Consider the following 16773-nt stretch of genomic DNA (forward strand, 5'->3'; position numbering starts at 1 on the left):
AATTATTTTAAAGAAAATTGATCGTTTGATTAATCCCACAGCAAAACCCCACTTTATACTCATTTACCAACAGACTTATCCACAAATGGTTAGTTGGATTAAAATTTATCGAGCATCACGCAAACGTTTTCGTTACAATTCGGTGGCTAAAATCATTGCGTGATTTTAGCTGACTGTTCTGAAATGTTATTGCAGTGCCCATTTTTTACGTCCTGATAATAGTGGGCTCTTCCCAATAACATGTTATTGCCTTATAAAATCCAAGGGATCAAACCAATGCAACAGCTTCGTCCAATCCGTCATGCCCTGCTTAGTGTTTCCGATAAATCAGGGATTGTTGAATTTGCAAAAGCCTTATCTCAACGCGGTGTTGAATTACTTTCTACTGGCGGCACAGCCCGTTTACTGGCTGACTCTGGTCTGAAGGTTACTGAAGTTTCAGATTACACCGGCTTTCCTGAAATGATGGATGGACGCGTTAAGACCCTGCATCCCAAAGTGCATGGCGGAATCCTTGGTCGCCGCGGGCAAGATGATGAGATTATGGAACGACACCAAATCTCACCAATTGATATGGTAGTTGTGAATCTATATCCATTCGCGCAAACCGTTGCTAAACCAGATTGCACTTTGGAAGATGCTGTTGAAAACATTGATATCGGCGGACCAACAATGGTTCGCTCTGCTGCTAAGAACCACAAAGATGTCGCGATCGTAGTTAATAGTAATGATTATGAAAGAATCATTGAAGAGATGGATAATAATCAAGGTTCACTGACACAATCGACCCGTTTTGATTTAGCAATTAAGGCATTTGAACACACCGCTGCTTATGACAGTATGATTGCTAACTATTTTGGCAAACTGGTTCCGCCTTATTACGGTGACGTCACTCAACCATCAGGACGTTTCCCTCGTACCCTGAATCTGAATTTCACTAAAAAGCAGGATATGCGTTATGGCGAGAACAGTCATCAGGACGCCGCTTTCTATATAGAAGAGAATATCTCTGAAGCATCCATCGCAACGGCAACTCAATTACAAGGTAAAGCGCTTTCCTATAATAACATTGCTGATACAGACGCAGCTTTGGAATGTGTTAAGGAATTCTCAGAGCCTGCATGTGTTATCGTTAAGCACGCTAACCCATGCGGCGTAGCAATAGGTAAAGATATTCACGAAGCCTATGATCACGCATTCAAAACAGACCCTACCTCAGCTTTCGGCGGTATTATTGCGTTCAACCGTGAACTTGATACTAAAACTGCACAAGCCATTATCGATCGCCAATTCGTTGAGGTAATTATCGCCCCTTCAATAAATGAAGATGCATTACCCATTTTGGCTACCAAGCAAAATGTCCGTATTCTGGTCAGTGGCGAATGGGAAACCCGCGTTGCTGGTCTTGATTTCAAACGTGTTAATGGCGGCCTGCTGGTCCAAGATCGCGATCTTGGCATGGTAACTACAGATAGCTTACGTGTAGTTTCCAAACGTCAACCCACGGAACAAGAAATGAAAGATGCCCTGTTCTGTTGGAAAGTCGCTAAGTTTGTCAAATCAAATGCAATTGTTTATGCAAAAAATGATATGACCATCGGTATCGGTGCAGGCCAAATGAGCCGCGTCTATTCTGCAAAAATTGCTGGAATTAAAGCCGCCGACGAAGGTTTGGAGGTTCAGGGGTGTGCAATGGCTTCTGACGCATTTTTCCCATTCCGTGACGGCATTGATGCGGCGGCAGCTGTCGGCGTGCGCTGTGTTATCCAACCAGGCGGTTCTATCCGTGATGACGAAGTCATTGCAGCAGCTGATGAACACGGTCTCGCCATGATTTTTACTGGCATGCGCCATTTCCGCCACTAATCAATAGCAGGAGTGAACTGAATGAATATTTTAATTATTGGTAGCGGTGGACGCGAGCACGCTCTGGCATGGAAAGCAGCTCAGTCTCCTTTGGCTGATAAAGTCTATGTTGCTCCAGGAAATGCAGGAACCGCTCTGGAAAGCAATCTGGAAAATATTGATATCTCAACGACAGATATCAATAACCTGCTAGCATTTGCACAAAGCCATAATATCGGGCTGACTATCGTTGGCCCTGAAGCGCCATTGGTCATTGGCATTGTCGATGCATTCCAAAAAGCGGGGTTGACTATCTTTGGTCCAACTCAGGCAGCCGCTCAATTAGAAGGCTCAAAAGCATTCACCAAAGATTTTCTGGCGCGCCATCAAATCCCAACGGCGGCTTATCAGAATTTTACAGAAATCGAACCAGCTCTCGCCTATCTGGATACAGTCGGCGCACCTATTGTCATCAAAGCTGACGGGTTGGCTGCGGGTAAAGGTGTGATTGTTGCAATGACACTGGAAGAAGCCCAGTCCGCCATAAAAGATATGCTGGCCGGAAATGCATTTGGTGATGCAGGCCATCGGATTGTTATTGAAGAGTTTTTAACTGGCGAAGAAGCGAGTTTTATCGTTATGGTCGATGGCAAGAATGTTGTTCCTATGGCAACCAGCCAGGATCATAAGCGCGTAGGTGACGGTGACGCGGGTCCAAACACTGGGGGAATGGGGGCCTATTCACCCGCTCCGGTCGTCACAGATGCAATCCACCAGCGTATTATGGAAGAAATTATTTATCCTACGGTTAATGGTATGGCTGCTGAAGGTCATGTTTATACCGGTTTTCTTTATGCCGGGTTGATGATCAACCAGAATGGCGAGCCGAAAGTGATTGAATTTAACTGTCGCTTTGGTGATCCGGAAACTCAACCCATCATGATGCGTATGCGTTCCGATTTAGTTGAACTTTGTCTGGCAGGTGCAAAAGGCGAGCTTACTGGTAAAACTTCTGATTGGGACGAACGCCCTGCTCTGGGTGTAGTGCTGGCTGCTGGCGGATATCCTGCCGATTATCACAAAGGGGACATTATTCATGGCTTGCCCCAACAAGAAAATGAAAGCATCAAGGTTTTTCATGCAGGTACAGCACTGAAAGACGGTGATGTTATTACCGCAGGTGGGCGTGTTCTGTGTGTTACCGCCTTGGGAGAAACCATTGCCGATACACAGAAAAATGCTTACCAGCAAGCAGAAAAGATTGAATGGAGTGGCTGTTTTTACCGCAAGGATATTGGATACCGGGCAATTAACCGACTGAAGTAATCACAAAACTGACGGAGGTCAGAGGCTGTCCTTCGTCGGTTCCCAACGGCAGAAGTCGTTATTGGCCACCAGCAGTAATTCGCGGCCAGCCGAAGCTTCCAACCAGGCAATTGTTAATTGACCGTAGCTTCTTATTTCTCGCTGTTCAAGCCATGACCTCGCGTAGGGTTCAAACTCGACGGAAATCGTGTCACCCGCACAAGTAGTGACTTTGCCGTTATGCCAATGCCCTTGCATCAAACGCACATTTCCCACGATCAGTGCATCACTTAACTCAAGAGCCCGTTTAGCGTCAAACTGCATGCGAACAATATCATCACTGGAAAGTGGTTCACGCCGGGTTTTTGACTGCTTTTGCATAAAAATCACATCTCCGGATTTATCTAAACGAAGTTGTTCAGCCAATGGATTTTCATCATTCAGAATTTCACGACGAATTTGGCGTAAATCGCCCTGTTTATATTCATAAAAAGTCACGATGGTATTGCCATTACGGTAAGGGCTGTAAACACTCATTAGAACCAGAGGCTTACTATTTTGATCGTTGAGGCGCCACAAGCGGACAACGCCATCATCTGCGATGAATCCACTTGCACTAAAAGAAGGTTCTTTTGGTTGATTGGTACAGGCGCTGAGCGCGAAGACGAATCCTAGTGTCATCAGCCCCTGACGAACCAACAAAAGGGGAGAGATACCCCTTCTATCTTTTCTTTTTTGCAATGAAATTATTTAACTGCGTCTTTCAGTGCCTTGCCAGCAGAGAAAGCAGGTACGTTCGCAGCAGCGATTGTAATTTCTTTACCGGTTTGAGGGTTACGGCCAGTACGCTCTGCGCGATGGTTAACTTTGAAAGTACCAAAGCCCACCAGCTGTACTGAATCACCTTCTTTCAGGGATTCAGTAATTGCATTCAAAGTTGATTCCAGAGCAGCTTTCGCCTGAGCTTTGGTCAGGTCTGCGCTTTCTGCGATTGCATCAACTAATTCAGTCTTATTCATAGATTATCCTTACAGTGTGTTTATCGTTTGCAAAGCATCGAGTGCGACGGATATGCCGAATGACAGCACCCCTGCATACACGCACCGATAGCCACTTCTTTTCACCCCCCAAATGTAGAACAGAGTGGGGGCAAAAGTGAAGCCTTTGAACATGGCATTTAAAGCATTAAATCACGTTTTTTCACTTTACTGCGTTAAATTTATGCCAATGTTGCTAATTCCTGACTCCCGGAGGTCAGCTTTCAATCCTTTAATCAACTCAATATCCCGCTCTTCACAGCCGGCCAATAAGCGATAAATTTCCCATTGAATGTCCCACTCTTGTTCAATGGCAGGTAATACTTTTAATTCTTCATCGGTCATTTCTTTCCCGGCGTGGCTCATTTCAAGCATAGCAACGGTGCGAATTGAAATTTCACTCACTGCAATTGTATGCTCCAATGTCTCACCACTCAGACGGGCATGAATAATTTCCCCTAATGCAATACACGCATCAATTGCCGGGTACACACCGTAAATATCGTAATCATCTGCTGACGGAATAATTTGTTCCAACTTTTCCAGCTGATTATCAAAATTAACCTTGGCATCTTTTACAACTAATATTTCCCACACCAAATCCAAGATACGGCGGTAAAGAGCAGGTTCTGCGAACGCTGTCTGACGACAGAACATCTGGTAATTTGGATACATCCGTTCACATAAACTCGCCATGAAAGTCAGATGCTGCCAGCTTTCAAGTTTTTCCAGCCGTAAATGTATCGGGTTTCGTAACATTAGTTCTTACTCATTAATGCATAATTTGCTTCGCAGTTTACCTGAAATTCAAGAAGATCCACACGCTTACACCGAATTTAAGGATTTTTCTGCATCATTTGTTCAAAAAACACCCTATTTGAGGCGATACCATCCGCCCAGCGGGTAGTTTCAGGTAGACGATAACCTCTCACACAACGCTCTACCCATAGCAATGCACTATCAAGACTGATTCTGTGTCCTGTAGAAATATACAATGGATTACAATGTTTTTTACTCCGCCATACCCAACCAATCTGTTCCTCTTTATCAATCAAAGGTTGGTAACTGCCGGGTTGATCACCCAATGGTTCACTTTCACCACATAAACGACGTTTTGCCACGCCAATCGTCGGTACATTCGCCAATAAACCAAAATGGCTGGCAACACCTAAACGACGTGGATGAGCAATACCATGACCATCCACCATGACCAGATCAGGTGTGTGTTTCAGCAACTGCCAAGCAGCCATCAATGCAGGGTATTCACGAAAAGAGAGTAAACCAGGGATATAAGGAAGTGTAGTTTCAATTCGGGCTATCTGATACTCCACCAGTTCAAGGGCGGGATAAGAGAGAACAGCGATAGCTGCGCGGGTAACCGTTCCCTGCTGTTCAAAGCCCACATCAGCCCCAGCAATTAATTTTGGTGAAGAAAAATCATCATAATGGATGACTTGTTGAGCCTTTTCTATTTGTTCCTGACGTAATGCTTTCGTGTTAATCATATTCTTACTGATGATATTTAGCTGAAAGTTTATGTACCGCTTCAACAAATACACCAGCATGTTCCGGCGATACATCTTGATGGATACCATGACCAAGGTTAAAAACATGACCAGAACCCGCACCAAAACCTTGCAAAATTGTCGAAACTTCCTGTTCAATCCGCTCTGGAGCGGCATATAACATAGATGGATCCATGTTGCCCTGCAAAGCCACTTTATTCCCTACACGATGGCGTGCATCAGCAATATCTGTCGTCCAGTCCAAACCAAGGGCATCACAACCTGTTTCAGCCATTACTTCCAGCCATTGCCCACCACCTTTGGTAAACAATGTTACCGGCACACGGCGACCTTCATTTTCACGGATCAGGCCATCAACAATTTTGTGCATATAACGCAGGGAAAACTCGCGATAATCCCAACCAGTCAGCACGCCTCCCCAAGTATCGAAAATCATCACGGACTGAGCGCCCGCTTTAATCTGGGCATTAAGGTAAAGAATAACACTGTCTGCCAGTTTACCCAGTAATAAGTGCATGACGGTGGGTTCGGCATACATCATTTTTTTGATTTTAGTAAATGCCTTACTACTGCCGCCTTCCACCATATAAGTCGCCAGTGTCCACGGGCTACCGGAAAAGCCAATCAAAGGAACCTGACCCGCCAGTGCCTTACGGATGGTACGCACTGCATCCATCACATAACCCAGCTCCATTTCAGGATCAGGAACCGGTAGTTTTTCTACATCAGCACGACTCAAAATAGGGGATTTAAAACGCGGGCCTTCGCCTGCCTCAAAATAGAGTCCCAATCCCATTGCATCAGGAATAGTGAGAATATCAGAGAAGAGAATCGCCGCATCTAATGGATAACGCCGCAAAGGCTGTAAAGTGACTTCGCAGGCAAGTTCAGTGTTCTTACACAGAGAGATAAAATCACCTGCTTCGGTACGGCTAGCCTTATATTCCGGCAAATAACGACCAGCCTGACGCATCATCCATACAGGTGTAACATCAACGGGTTGGCGCAGTAAAGCTCGCAAATAGCGGTCGTTTTTCAACTCATTCATAACAGGCTCCATTTATTTATTGGCCGCAATATTATCTGGCTGCAATGATTTGCTGCCATTGTAGCATGGCAGACAAATCTCTCCCGCTGAATCGCGCCAAACAGTACATTACGCATTTCGGCATAAAACAACCGTGTCTTCAATCAACCGGCGGGCTATCGTATTGGCTGGCGGGATCAATGGCAGTTGATCATAGCGATACCAGTCTGCACTAATTAGCTCTTTCGGATCATGACGGATTTCACCGCTGTCATAATCAGCCAGAAATGCCATCATCAATGAATGAGGAAAAGGCCACGGTTGAGAAGCCACATAACGTAAGTTGCAGATTTTAATATTACTCTCTTCCATTACTTCACGGGATACCGCTTCTTCAAGTGTTTCACCGACTTCAACAAATCCTGCCAGTACTGTGTACCCCCCTCCACGATGGTGCTGATGCTGCGCCAGCAGAATCTGATCATTGCGACGAATACCGACAATAATGCAAGGCGCGATCTGAGGATAATAACGTTCATGACAGTGATGGCACAAACAAGCCCATTCACTGACACTATGATACATTTCACTACCGCAATAACCACAATACCGATGAGAGCGATAAAACTCCGCCAACTGCACTCCACGGCCAGCTAACTGAAACAGCCCACTATCACTTGAAATAATTTGCCGCAGCGAAACCATATCTGAAGCCATTTTCTGACAAATAAGCCAAACTTTCTCACCCTGCCATTCACCAATAGGCCACGCTATTTTTCCTTGCAATGACCATTGGACAGCAATTCCAAAAGGTAATTCCCCTTCCGGGAGCCAAATACGATTTTCATAGCTGATAATCCACCAGCCACGTTCTGTTCCTGTGATTTGTTGTTGCATCATCATGACATCATAATTACGATTAATATTTGTATAAATCATACGCTTTCTAGTCAGAAAAACGTGCTTTTATTGCTATTGGTCACTACACAGTATTACAAGCATTATTCTCAGCTATCAACGTGCTTTGACTTGAGGAACACAACATCATGCCACAACTGCTTGCCGTGTTTGATCTGGATGACACCTTAATCTCCGGTGATTCCAGCGCTATATGGACAGAATTCTTATGGGAAAAAGGCATAATTACTGATCCCAGTTTTATCGAAGCAGATGAAAAAATGATGGCTGATTACAATGCAGGTATGTTGAATATGAATGACTATCTGGCATTTAGCCTGCAAACATTGCATCAGGTTCCGCAAGAACAAGTTGATACCTGGCTAACCGAATTTGTCGCAGAAAGAATCAGACCACGGTTTTATCCACAAGCTAAAGCTCTGCTTGAAGAATATCAACAACAACAGGTTCCGGTCATTATTATCTCAGCCACCGTCTCTTTTATCGTGAAAAAGATTGCTGCCGAATTTGGTATTCACACTGCACTGGGCATTGATATGGTAGTAGAAAACAGCTGTTATACCGGCAAAATAGACGGCATTGCCACTTTTCGTGAAGGTAAAGTAAAACGAATGAAACAGTGGCTGGAGCAACAAAATAGTCATCCTGAAACTATCCGTTTTTACAGTGATTCGATTAATGATCTGCCGATGTGTCAGTTTGCCGATGAGGTGATTACTGTCAATGCCGATACCCGTTTGCAAGCTGAGGCAGAACAACATGGCTGGAAACAATTAACCTGGTCATTGTAAATACTTTCATTTATCAAGGGTTGTAGTTTTCATAATCCCTTCTATACTAATGTTTACTTTCTTGTCGGAGTGCCTAGCGTAAGCTGTTTTATCGCAGCATACACAGGCTGAGACCGTTAATTCGGGATCCGCGGAACCTGATCGGGTTAAGACCCGCGAAGGGAACAAGAGTAATCAACCGCTGTCGGCTCACCAGGTTTTCTAAGAGTCCATTCAGCCATCAATTATTACTCCCTGCGAGCTCCAGACAAGCAACTTTCCCAATAACACGGTTAGGAATTTGCTATGTCTAATAATATTGTTATCCCTGCAACTGATATTTCGCCAAAACCCAGCCCGGCACGTCCACGTAAAGCTCAACGCGATGCCGCTCAGGAATTTATTAATTCTATTCAGGGAGTCTCATTCCCTAACTCACGACGAATTTATCTCCAAGGTTCACGTGACGATATCCAAGTCCCAATGCGGGAAATTCAGTTATCACCTACTTTGATCAGTGGAACTAAAGAAAAACCTCAATATGAGGAAAACGAAGCTATCCCTGTTTATGATACTTCCGGCGCTTATGGCGATCCTGATTCCATGCTAGATGTGCATGTTGGGTTAACTAAACTGCGCCAGCAATGGATCGACGAACGTCAAGATACTGAACCTGTTACTGCCCTCAGCTCTGATTTTACTCAACAACGTCTGGCGGATGCTGGCCTCGATCATTTACGTTTCAATAACCGCCCTCATCCATTAAAAGCTGGTAAAGGCAAACGCGTGACTCAATTGCACTATGCCCGTAAAGGCATCATCACGCCGGAAATGGAATTTATTGCACTACGGGAAAATATGGGGCGTGAACGTATCCGCGGTGATGTGCTACGCCAACAACATGCCGGACAAGGCTTCGGCGCTCAGTTGCCAGAAAATATCACACCAGAATTTGTCCGTCAGGAAGTCGCGGCGGGTCGGGCAATTATCCCTGCCAATATCAATCATCCTGAATCAGAACCCATGATTATTGGTCGTAATTTTCTGGTGAAGGTTAACGCCAATATCGGTAACTCTTCAGTGACCTCTTCTATTGAAGAGGAAGTAGAAAAGCTAATCTGGTCTACCCGTTGGGGAGCGGATACGGTAATGGATCTCTCCACTGGCCGTTATATCCACGAAACCCGCGAATGGATCTTGCGTAACAGCCCGGTTCCTATCGGTACCGTCCCCATTTATCAAGCTCTGGAAAAAGTTAATGGCGTAGCGAAAAACCTCACCTGGGAAATGTTCCGTGATACCTTGCTGGAACAAGCGGAACAAGGGGTGGATTACTTCACTATTCACGCCGGCGTTCTGCTGCGCTATGTACCGATGACAGCCAAACGCCTAACCGGGATCGTCTCCCGCGGTGGCTCAATTATGGCGAAATGGTGCTTATCTCATCATCAGGAAAACTTCCTCTACCAACATTTTCGCGAGATTTGTGAAATCTGTGCCGCTTATGATGTTTCTCTATCATTAGGGGATGGCTTGCGCCCCGGCTCTATTCAAGATGCCAATGATGAAGCCCAGTTTGCAGAGTTACATACATTAGGCGAACTGACCAAAATTGCCTGGGAATATGATGTTCAGGTGATGATCGAAGGCCCCGGACATGTGCCAATGCAGATGATTCGCCGCAATATGACAGAAGAATTGGAGCACTGTCATGAAGCCCCTTTCTACACCCTTGGGCCACTGACGACAGATATTGCACCAGGTTATGACCATTTCACCTCGGGTATTGGTGCAGCGATGATTGGCTGGTTTGGTTGCGCCATGCTCTGCTATGTCACTCCGAAAGAACATCTTGGTCTGCCAAACAAAGATGATGTTAAGCAAGGACTGATAACCTACAAGATTGCTGCCCATGCCGCCGATCTCGCCAAAGGCCATCCAGGCGCACAAATCCGTGATAACGCTATGTCAAAAGCAAGATTTGAATTCCGTTGGGAAGATCAGTTTAATCTGGCACTCGATCCAGATACCGCACGTGCCTATCACGATGAAACTCTGCCACAAGCCTCCGGTAAAATTGCTCATTTCTGTTCTATGTGCGGGCCTAAATTCTGCTCGATGAAGATCTCTCAGGAAGTACGCGATTATGCCGCCGGTATGGAACAGATGTCAGAAGAATTCCGCACCCGCGGCAGCGAGCTGTATCACAGTGCAGAGGGTGTATCTCATGAGTAATCTGCCTAATGCCTCATTTGCCCCGACTGAACACAGATTGGGGCTGTATCCGGTTGTGGATTCGCTGGAATGGATTTCCCGCCTGTTAAAGGCAGGAATTACCACCATCCAGTTACGAATCAAAGACCTGCCAGAAGATCAGGTCGAGGGAGAAATTAAGCAGGCCATCACGCTCGGCCACCAATATAACGCTCGTTTATTTATTAATGATTACTGGCGACTGGCGATCAAACATGGCGCTTACGGTGTTCATCTGGGGCAGGAAGATTTAGATAACGCCGATCTGAATGCAATCCAAGAAGCCGGATTGCGGTTAGGCATTTCCACTCACAATGAACAAGAATTGGCACGGGCAAAATCTTTACGTCCATCTTATATCGCCCTCGGCCATATTTTCCCGACGACTACCAAAGCAATGCCCTCTTCTCCACAAGGGCTCGAAGCACTAAAACAACAGGTAGAAAACACACCGGATTACCCTACTGTCGCTATCGGAGGTATCTCTCTCGAACGTGTACCGGATGTTATTGCTACGGGAGTTGGCAGTGTGGCACTAGTCAGTGCGATTACCAAAGCAAAGGATTGGCGTCAGGCAACGGCGCAGTTGATTCACCTGGTTGAAGGCATTTAGTTGACGGTATTGAGAGGTTCTTATGCTGAATGATCAAGAATTTATGCGTTACAGCCGACAACTGTTGCTGGAAGATATCGGCCCTGAAGGACAGGAAAAACTGAAAACCAGCCGCGTACTGATTGTCGGTCTGGGAGGGCTGGGCGCCCCTGCGTCTCTCTATCTCGCTGCGGCGGGTGTGGGAACAATTTATCTCGCTGATGATGACCAACTGCACATCTCCAATTTACAACGACAAATCCTTTACCGCACAGAGGATATTCCTTCGGCAAAAGCTGAACTTGCAGCTAATCAACTCAATGCACTGAATCCACTGGTAAAAATAACTGTTCTTAATAAACGTCAAGACGTGGAATCGCTGAAAGAAATCGTAAAACAGGTCGATCTGGTTCTTGATTGCTGTGACAACATGGCAACCCGCCATGCTATCAATGCGGCTTGTGTAGCAACGCGAAAGCCCTTAATCAGCGGCAGTGCCGTTGGGTTCAGCGGTCAGCTTATGGTGCTTGAACCTCCTTATCCTCACGGCTGCTATACCTGCCTCTACCCTGATCAGGAAGAATCACAGCGCAATTGCCGAACTGCGGGTGTATTAGGTCCGGTAGTCGGCATCATCGGCACATTACAGGCATTGGAAGCCATCAAAATGTTAACCGGACTTCCCTCTCCGTTGAGCGGCAAACTTCGGCTGTTTGATGGTAAGCAGCAAAGCTGGAGCACGCTACAACTCAGTCAATCGCGGCAATGCCCAATCTGCGGAGATATGGCATGAAAATTACTATAAATGACCAGTTGATGGAGCTTACCGCTCCTCTGGCTCTACAGCAATTACTGGAACAACTTGAACGGGCACAACCAGGAACTGCATTGGCCATTAATCAAACCATTATTCCGCGTTCGAACTGGAGTACGCACCAAGTTAATGACGGGGACAATATCCTTTTGTTTCAGGCTATTGCCGGAGGCTGATATGTTAAAAATCGCTGATACTACTTTTGATTCCCGTTTGTTTACTGGTACAGGTAAATTCGCTAATTCAGATTTAATGATTCAGGCTATAGCCGCCTCTGGCAGTCAGCTTGTCACAATGGCGATGAAACGCATTGATTTGCAGGGAGGCAATGACGCCATTCTGGTGCCATTACAAAAACTTGACGTCAAATTGCTGCCAAATACTTCTGGAGCCAAAACCGCAGAAGAGGCGCTGTTCGCAGCTCGTCTGGCCCGTGAAGCGTTGGCAACAAACTGGATCAAACTGGAGATCCATCCTGATGTGAAATACTTACTGCCCGATCCGGTCGAAACGCTCAAAGGTGCTGAAATGCTGGTCAAAGACGGGTTTGTCGTTCTACCTTATTGCAGTGCTGATCCTGTTTTGTGTAAACGCCTGGAAGAAGTGGGTTGTGCAGCGGTTATGCCTTTGGGAGCCCCGATCGGCTCTAATCAGGGGCTGCTAACCCGGGATTTCCTGCAAATTATTATTGAGCAAGCACAGGTGCCGGTGGTTGTCGATGCAGGCATCGGCGCACCGAGCCATGCACTCGAAGCAATCGAACTAGGGGCTGATGCCGTATTGGTCAATACCGCTATTGCCGTCGCGCGTCACCCAGTAAAAATGGCACAGGCATTTAGAATGGCAATTGAAGCGGGTGAATTATCCCATCAGGCTGGTCTGGCAAGTCCAAAACAACATGCTGTTGCATCCAGCCCATTGACTGATTTTCTGAGAACGTTCTAATGGCTAATCATCTTTTGAACAACAGTTTTGGTTATCACTGGCGGCAACTGAGTTGGGATGACATTACCCTTCGCATTAACAGCAAAACTTCGCAGGATGTCGAACGGGCATTGGGCAGCAACAAATTAAATCTAGATGATTTTATGGCACTGCTCTCACCAGCGGCGAAACCCTATATAGAACCGCTGGCACAACGGGCACAGAAATTGACTCGTCAACGCTTCGGTAATACCGTTGGTTTTTATGTGCCGCTTTATCTCTCGAATTTATGCGCCAATGATTGCACCTATTGTGGATTCTCAATGAGTAACCACATCAAGCGCAAGACACTAAATAAAGATGAAATTATTGCAGAATGTCAGGCGATTAAAGCTCTGGGCTTTGACAATCTGCTATTAGTCACGGGGGAACATCAGAGTAAAGTCGGTATGGATTATTTCCGCCGTTATCTGCCACTTATCCGTGAACATTTCAGTTCCATAATGATGGAAGTCCAGCCAATGACTCAGGAAGAGTATTCAGAACTCAAAACGTTGGGGCTTGATGGTGTGATGGTTTATCAAGAAACCTATCATGAGCCAACTTACCGGCTGCATCATCTGCGGGGTAAGAAACAAGATTTTCACTGGCGACTAGAAACACCGGATCGCCTTGGCCGGGCAAAAATCGATAAAATCGGTTTAGGGGCATTAATTGGCCTATCCAATCACTGGCGGACAGATTGTTATATGGTGGCTGAACATTTATTCTTTTTACAACGCACATATTGGCAAAGCCGTTATTCAATTTCATTCCCACGTTTGCGGCCTTGTGCCGGAGGTATTGAACCTGCATCATTAATGAGTGAAGCAGAGCTGGTACAACTGATTTGTGCCTTTCGTCTATTTGCTCCAGATGTAGAACTTTCTATTTCTACCCGGGAATCTCCCTTCTTTCGCGATCACGTAATACCACTGGCAATCAATAATGTCAGCGCAGGTTCAAAAACCCAACCCGGTGGTTACGCAGACAATAGCCATGAAGAACTAGAACAATTTATTCCGCATGATAACCGCTCCGTTTATCAGGTCGCGAATGTATTGATTAAAGCGGGGCTACAACCTGTCTGGAAAGACTGGGATGGTTATTTAGGCCGATAATTCAACAAGGGTTTATCGTAAGGAAAGGACTCCTTATGATAATACTTGGTTAATGATCTATACCCTTCATCTTTCAAATTGCTGCTTTGTTGGCTGAGTTCACTTGCCGCCGCGCTGCAACTTGAAATCTATTGGGTATATAACGCTTTTTTATTAAATGGCTTATGAATTTTTCAGAAAATAAAATAAAGTAAATGACCAAAATCAGGAAATCATTGATATAAAAGAATTAAAGATAATTTATTCCCCATTGAGAAAATTTAATTTATTTTCATAATATTTCCGATATTACAACCTATTTTTAATTTCATTAAAGAGAAAACAGAACAATATTCACTCTAATAAGAAAAAAATCTAAAAGAATTAAACAAATAGAATATTTCATTAAGAAAATAAAGCATAAAAGTAAAAAAATTGCAATTGATATTTATGATGAATATATAATCTAATGTTAAGTGAGGTAATAGGTATACGCGCTGTATATATTAATAATTACATCTATTTATTTTTATTAATTGACACAAATTACAACTCTACATCAACAAAAAATACAATTGAATATTCCCTACTACTATTGATAAAGTTCCCACCGAAAAACAACGTTGTTAATAAAAATCAAATTTATTGTTATTTATTTGAAAAGGATCAATTATGAATATGAATGAAATACTGAATAACGAAGATTATTCTGGTAATAAGAAAAACTCTCATAAAGAACTGGTTAACGGCTCATTTAATGAAGGATATCACGGCTGGAGAATCCCAGTTCCTGAAACGGCAAAAATCTTATCTGAGAATGGCATTAACTTTCTCAGAATCCAAAGCGTTACTGGTTCTGGCGTCATTGATCAAATTATAGAAGGATTAGAGCCTAACACTAAATATAAACTGACTGGCACCGCTCGCTTATCAGCAGAATCATCACCCGCTTATTTTGGCTTACAGAATCGCACATTAGGCCCGGATTCTTTTGCTGTGAGCAGCACCGAGTTTACAACAGGTTCTATCGAATTAAGTACAGATAAAGAAGGACTTTTACGCGTTTACTTGCTGAAAGACCAAATTGGCCCCAGACCAAGCGGAGCAACTGCTGATTTTACTGGCTTTACTTTAGAAAAAGCCTAAACATCTAACTTTGATATCGTTTGACATTTCAACACCCGAGGCTCATTGCTTCGGGTGTTTTAATTCTACCACTGTAGATATTATGTAATCATTCATCCTATTCTCTCCCTCAATATAATTGATATTCTGATGTAATATCCCGGACGTTATTTTTTCATTAATTGACAAAAATTTAATTTTAAATCAATAAAAACACGATTGTATATTCTCCCACTATTGATAATAATGTTTACTGAAAACCAAGTTATTAAGAAAAACCAAATTTAATTGCTCTTCATTTAAAAAGGATTAATATATGGATATGAAAAAAGTTCTCAATAACGAAGATTATTCTGATACAAAAAATGCTAATAAAGAACTGATTAATGGCTCATTTAATGAAGGATATCACGGCTGGAAAACTCCAACCTCCGAAGCTGTAGAAATCTTATCCGAGAATGGTGCTAACTTTCTTAGAATCCAAAGTTATTCTGATTCTGGCATTATTGACCAAATTATAAAAGGGTTGGAGCCTAACGTTAAATATAGACTGACTGGTACAGCACGCTTATCAACAAAAAAAACACCACAAAGAGCCTTGCCAGCTTATTTTGGTTTACAGAATAGTACATCTGGCCCCGAATCTTTTATTGTAGATAGCTTCAATTTTACAACTGGTTCCGTTGAACTAAGTACAGATGAAAAGGGATTTTTACGAGTTTATATGATGAAAGACCAATTTGTGGGCTTCCCAGAAGAAGCGACTGCTGACTTTACCGGTTTTATTTTAGAAAAAGCCTAAACACCCAACGTTGATATAACTAGACATCTTAACACCCGAAGCTCATTGCTCCGGGTGTTTTAAAGCCTATCTCAGTAAACGTAATTCTCCAAAAATAGCCTTGTCTAACTTAAATCATGCAATGGTTTCTTTATTGGCGGTGTAAGTCTGAAATCAGAAAATTTCACCTGCAACCCTTGACGTTCTGGAGAACAACACATTGCGCCAACAAAGACACGTTGCTTATCCTCAAGAAAAGGAGATAGCCTTAATAGTGGCCACCGTAAACCATCAGTAGAATACTGAAGCCTCAAATACCCTTCTTCACAAGTCAGACGTAACCAGAATTTACTTGGATTACCTGGAAATATTCCCATAGACCAATCAGAATGGTGACGTGTGAGTACACTACCAATAGTGGCCTGCCCGTCAGAATATTCAACTCCCCCTTTCAACCAATGTTTCTCATCCACTAATAGCATGATTCCAGCTTGATCATATAAATGTTCAAAACATCCTTCAATGCAGAGTTGAAAGGTAAAATTATCCTCAACATAACGCCCAAAAACATGACCACTATGACGTTGAAAACCATACCATGTTTGTTGCCAAAAATCGGTTTTATGATCTGTGGTGACATTAAGCCAGCCACTTCCAGCTTGCCAATCAGATGGTTCATTCAGCCAATCATATTGTGACAAACTCATAGGAGCTCCC

Annotated in this window: 18 protein-coding genes and 1 riboswitch; of the genes, 11 read left to right on the forward strand and 7 right to left on the reverse strand. The window is 44.0% G+C overall.

All coding sequences use genetic code 11. The annotated features are described in order from the left end of the window. Positions 1–276: 276 nt before the first annotated feature. On the forward strand, positions 277–1866 hold the full coding sequence (purH, locus tag LGZ99_RS13665) for a bifunctional phosphoribosylaminoimidazolecarboxamide formyltransferase/IMP cyclohydrolase (protein WP_023045538.1): 1590 nt from the start codon (positions 277–279) through the stop codon (positions 1864–1866). 21 nt (positions 1867–1887) lie between these two features. After that, a complete protein-coding gene (gene purD / locus LGZ99_RS13670; protein ID WP_262979198.1) occupies positions 1888–3171 on the forward strand; it encodes a phosphoribosylamine--glycine ligase in 1284 nt (427 codons plus the stop codon). 18 nt (positions 3172–3189) lie between these two features. On the opposite strand, the gene LGZ99_RS13675 is transcribed toward purD, so the two are convergent. The 6 genes from LGZ99_RS13675 to nudC form a co-directional block, all read right to left on the reverse strand. Continuing rightward, positions 3190–3831 (reverse strand): DUF1481 domain-containing protein, encoded by a 642-nt coding sequence (locus LGZ99_RS13675; protein ID WP_023045536.1) that lies wholly within the window; start codon positions 3829–3831, stop codon positions 3190–3192. 65 nt (positions 3832–3896) lie between these two features. Beyond that, positions 3897–4169, reverse strand: coding sequence for a nucleoid-associated protein HU-alpha (gene hupA / locus LGZ99_RS13680; RefSeq protein ID WP_021322843.1), 273 nt, complete (start codon positions 4167–4169; stop codon positions 3897–3899). A gap of 186 nt (positions 4170–4355) precedes the next feature. Continuing rightward, entirely contained in the window at positions 4356–4946 is a 591-nt protein-coding gene (locus tag LGZ99_RS13685; RefSeq protein WP_021322844.1) for a YjaG family protein, read from the reverse strand. Positions 4947–5023: 77 nt separating this feature from the next. Next, entirely contained in the window at positions 5024–5692 is a 669-nt protein-coding gene (gene nfi / locus LGZ99_RS13690; RefSeq protein ID WP_023045535.1) for a deoxyribonuclease V, read from the reverse strand. 4 nt (positions 5693–5696) lie between these two features. Then, positions 5697–6761 carry a uroporphyrinogen decarboxylase gene (gene hemE / locus LGZ99_RS13695; protein ID WP_021322846.1) on the reverse strand — a complete coding sequence of 355 codons (1065 nt, stop codon included), beginning with the start codon at positions 6759–6761 and terminating at the stop codon, positions 5697–5699. A gap of 108 nt (positions 6762–6869) precedes the next feature. Continuing rightward, positions 6870–7637 carry an NAD(+) diphosphatase gene (gene nudC / locus LGZ99_RS13700; protein WP_021322847.1) on the reverse strand — a complete coding sequence of 256 codons (768 nt, stop codon included), beginning with the start codon at positions 7635–7637 and terminating at the stop codon, positions 6870–6872. A 149-nt stretch (positions 7638–7786) separates the two neighbouring features. Between nudC and LGZ99_RS13705 the strand changes: the two genes are divergently transcribed. From LGZ99_RS13705 to LGZ99_RS13745, 9 genes are all read left to right on the forward strand, one after another. After that, positions 7787–8449 (forward strand): HAD family hydrolase, encoded by a 663-nt coding sequence (locus tag LGZ99_RS13705; protein ID WP_021322848.1) that lies wholly within the window; start codon positions 7787–7789, stop codon positions 8447–8449. 55 nt (positions 8450–8504) lie between these two features. Beyond that, positions 8505–8630: riboswitch (TPP riboswitch) on the forward strand. Between the two features lie 104 nt (positions 8631–8734). After that, entirely contained in the window at positions 8735–10663 is a 1929-nt protein-coding gene (gene thiC, locus LGZ99_RS13710; RefSeq protein WP_262979199.1) for a phosphomethylpyrimidine synthase ThiC, read from the forward strand. Beyond that, on the forward strand, positions 10656–11294 hold the full coding sequence (gene thiE / locus LGZ99_RS13715) for a thiamine phosphate synthase (RefSeq protein ID WP_262979200.1): 639 nt from the start codon (positions 10656–10658) through the stop codon (positions 11292–11294). Before thiC ends, thiE begins: the two co-directional genes overlap by 8 nt. A gap of 22 nt (positions 11295–11316) precedes the next feature. Beyond that, positions 11317–12066 carry a HesA/MoeB/ThiF family protein gene (locus tag LGZ99_RS13720; RefSeq protein ID WP_036840128.1) on the forward strand — a complete coding sequence of 250 codons (750 nt, stop codon included), beginning with the start codon at positions 11317–11319 and terminating at the stop codon, positions 12064–12066. Further along, positions 12063–12263 (forward strand): sulfur carrier protein ThiS, encoded by a 201-nt coding sequence (gene thiS, locus LGZ99_RS13725; protein WP_021322852.1) that lies wholly within the window; start codon positions 12063–12065, stop codon positions 12261–12263. Before LGZ99_RS13720 ends, thiS begins: the two co-directional genes overlap by 4 nt. Before the next feature lies 1 nt (position 12264). Continuing rightward, entirely contained in the window at positions 12265–13032 is a 768-nt protein-coding gene (locus LGZ99_RS13730; protein ID WP_036840131.1) for a thiazole synthase, read from the forward strand. Next, positions 13032–14171, forward strand: coding sequence for a 2-iminoacetate synthase ThiH (gene thiH / locus LGZ99_RS13735; RefSeq protein WP_023045531.1), 1140 nt, complete (start codon positions 13032–13034; stop codon positions 14169–14171). Before LGZ99_RS13730 ends, thiH begins: the two co-directional genes overlap by 1 nt. Before the next feature lie 651 nt (positions 14172–14822). Further along, positions 14823–15296: a hypothetical protein gene (locus LGZ99_RS13740; protein WP_023045530.1), complete on the forward strand. Its 474-nt coding sequence runs from the start codon at positions 14823–14825 to the stop codon at positions 15294–15296. 295 nt (positions 15297–15591) lie between these two features. Beyond that, positions 15592–16077 (forward strand): carbohydrate binding domain-containing protein, encoded by a 486-nt coding sequence (locus LGZ99_RS13745; protein ID WP_036840133.1) that lies wholly within the window; start codon positions 15592–15594, stop codon positions 16075–16077. Positions 16078–16181: 104 nt separating this feature from the next. On the opposite strand, the gene LGZ99_RS13750 is transcribed toward LGZ99_RS13745, so the two are convergent. Then, complete coding sequence (locus LGZ99_RS13750) at positions 16182–16763, reverse strand: DUF1349 domain-containing protein (protein ID WP_023045528.1); 582 nt, start codon at positions 16761–16763, stop codon at positions 16182–16184. Positions 16764–16773 lie beyond the last annotated feature (10 nt).

It is taken from the genome of Photorhabdus temperata, from assembly GCF_025384845.1.
In the GTDB taxonomy this organism is placed as follows: Bacteria; Pseudomonadota; Gammaproteobacteria; order Enterobacterales; family Enterobacteriaceae; genus Photorhabdus; species Photorhabdus temperata.

Coding starts and splice junctions, on each gene's coding strand:
- purH (WP_023045538.1), top strand. CDS start 277: ATGCAACAGCTTCGTCCAATCCGTCATGCCCTGCTTAGTGTTTCCGAT.
- purD (WP_262979198.1), top strand. CDS start 1,888: ATGAATATTTTAATTATTGGTAGCGGTGGACGCGAGCACGCTCTGGCA.
- LGZ99_RS13675 (WP_023045536.1), bottom strand. CDS start 3,831: ATGACACTAGGATTCGTCTTCGCGCTCAGCGCCTGTACCAATCAACCA.
- hupA (WP_021322843.1), bottom strand. CDS start 4,169: ATGAATAAGACTGAATTAGTTGATGCAATCGCAGAAAGCGCAGACCTG.
- LGZ99_RS13685 (WP_021322844.1), bottom strand. CDS start 4,946: ATGTTACGAAACCCGATACATTTACGGCTGGAAAAACTTGAAAGCTGG.
- nfi (WP_023045535.1), bottom strand. CDS start 5,692: ATGATTAACACGAAAGCATTACGTCAGGAACAAATAGAAAAGGCTCAA.
- hemE (WP_021322846.1), bottom strand. CDS start 6,761: ATGAATGAGTTGAAAAACGACCGCTATTTGCGAGCTTTACTGCGCCAA.
- nudC (WP_021322847.1), bottom strand. CDS start 7,637: ATGCAACAACAAATCACAGGAACAGAACGTGGCTGGTGGATTATCAGC.
- LGZ99_RS13705 (WP_021322848.1), top strand. CDS start 7,787: ATGCCACAACTGCTTGCCGTGTTTGATCTGGATGACACCTTAATCTCC.
- thiC (WP_262979199.1), top strand. CDS start 8,735: ATGTCTAATAATATTGTTATCCCTGCAACTGATATTTCGCCAAAACCC.
- thiE (WP_262979200.1), top strand. CDS start 10,656: ATGAGTAATCTGCCTAATGCCTCATTTGCCCCGACTGAACACAGATTG.
- LGZ99_RS13720 (WP_036840128.1), top strand. CDS start 11,317: ATGCTGAATGATCAAGAATTTATGCGTTACAGCCGACAACTGTTGCTG.
- thiS (WP_021322852.1), top strand. CDS start 12,063: ATGAAAATTACTATAAATGACCAGTTGATGGAGCTTACCGCTCCTCTG.
- LGZ99_RS13730 (WP_036840131.1), top strand. CDS start 12,265: ATGTTAAAAATCGCTGATACTACTTTTGATTCCCGTTTGTTTACTGGT.
- thiH (WP_023045531.1), top strand. CDS start 13,032: ATGGCTAATCATCTTTTGAACAACAGTTTTGGTTATCACTGGCGGCAA.
- LGZ99_RS13740 (WP_023045530.1), top strand. CDS start 14,823: ATGAATATGAATGAAATACTGAATAACGAAGATTATTCTGGTAATAAG.
- LGZ99_RS13745 (WP_036840133.1), top strand. CDS start 15,592: ATGGATATGAAAAAAGTTCTCAATAACGAAGATTATTCTGATACAAAA.
- LGZ99_RS13750 (WP_023045528.1), bottom strand. CDS start 16,763: ATGAGTTTGTCACAATATGATTGGCTGAATGAACCATCTGATTGGCAA.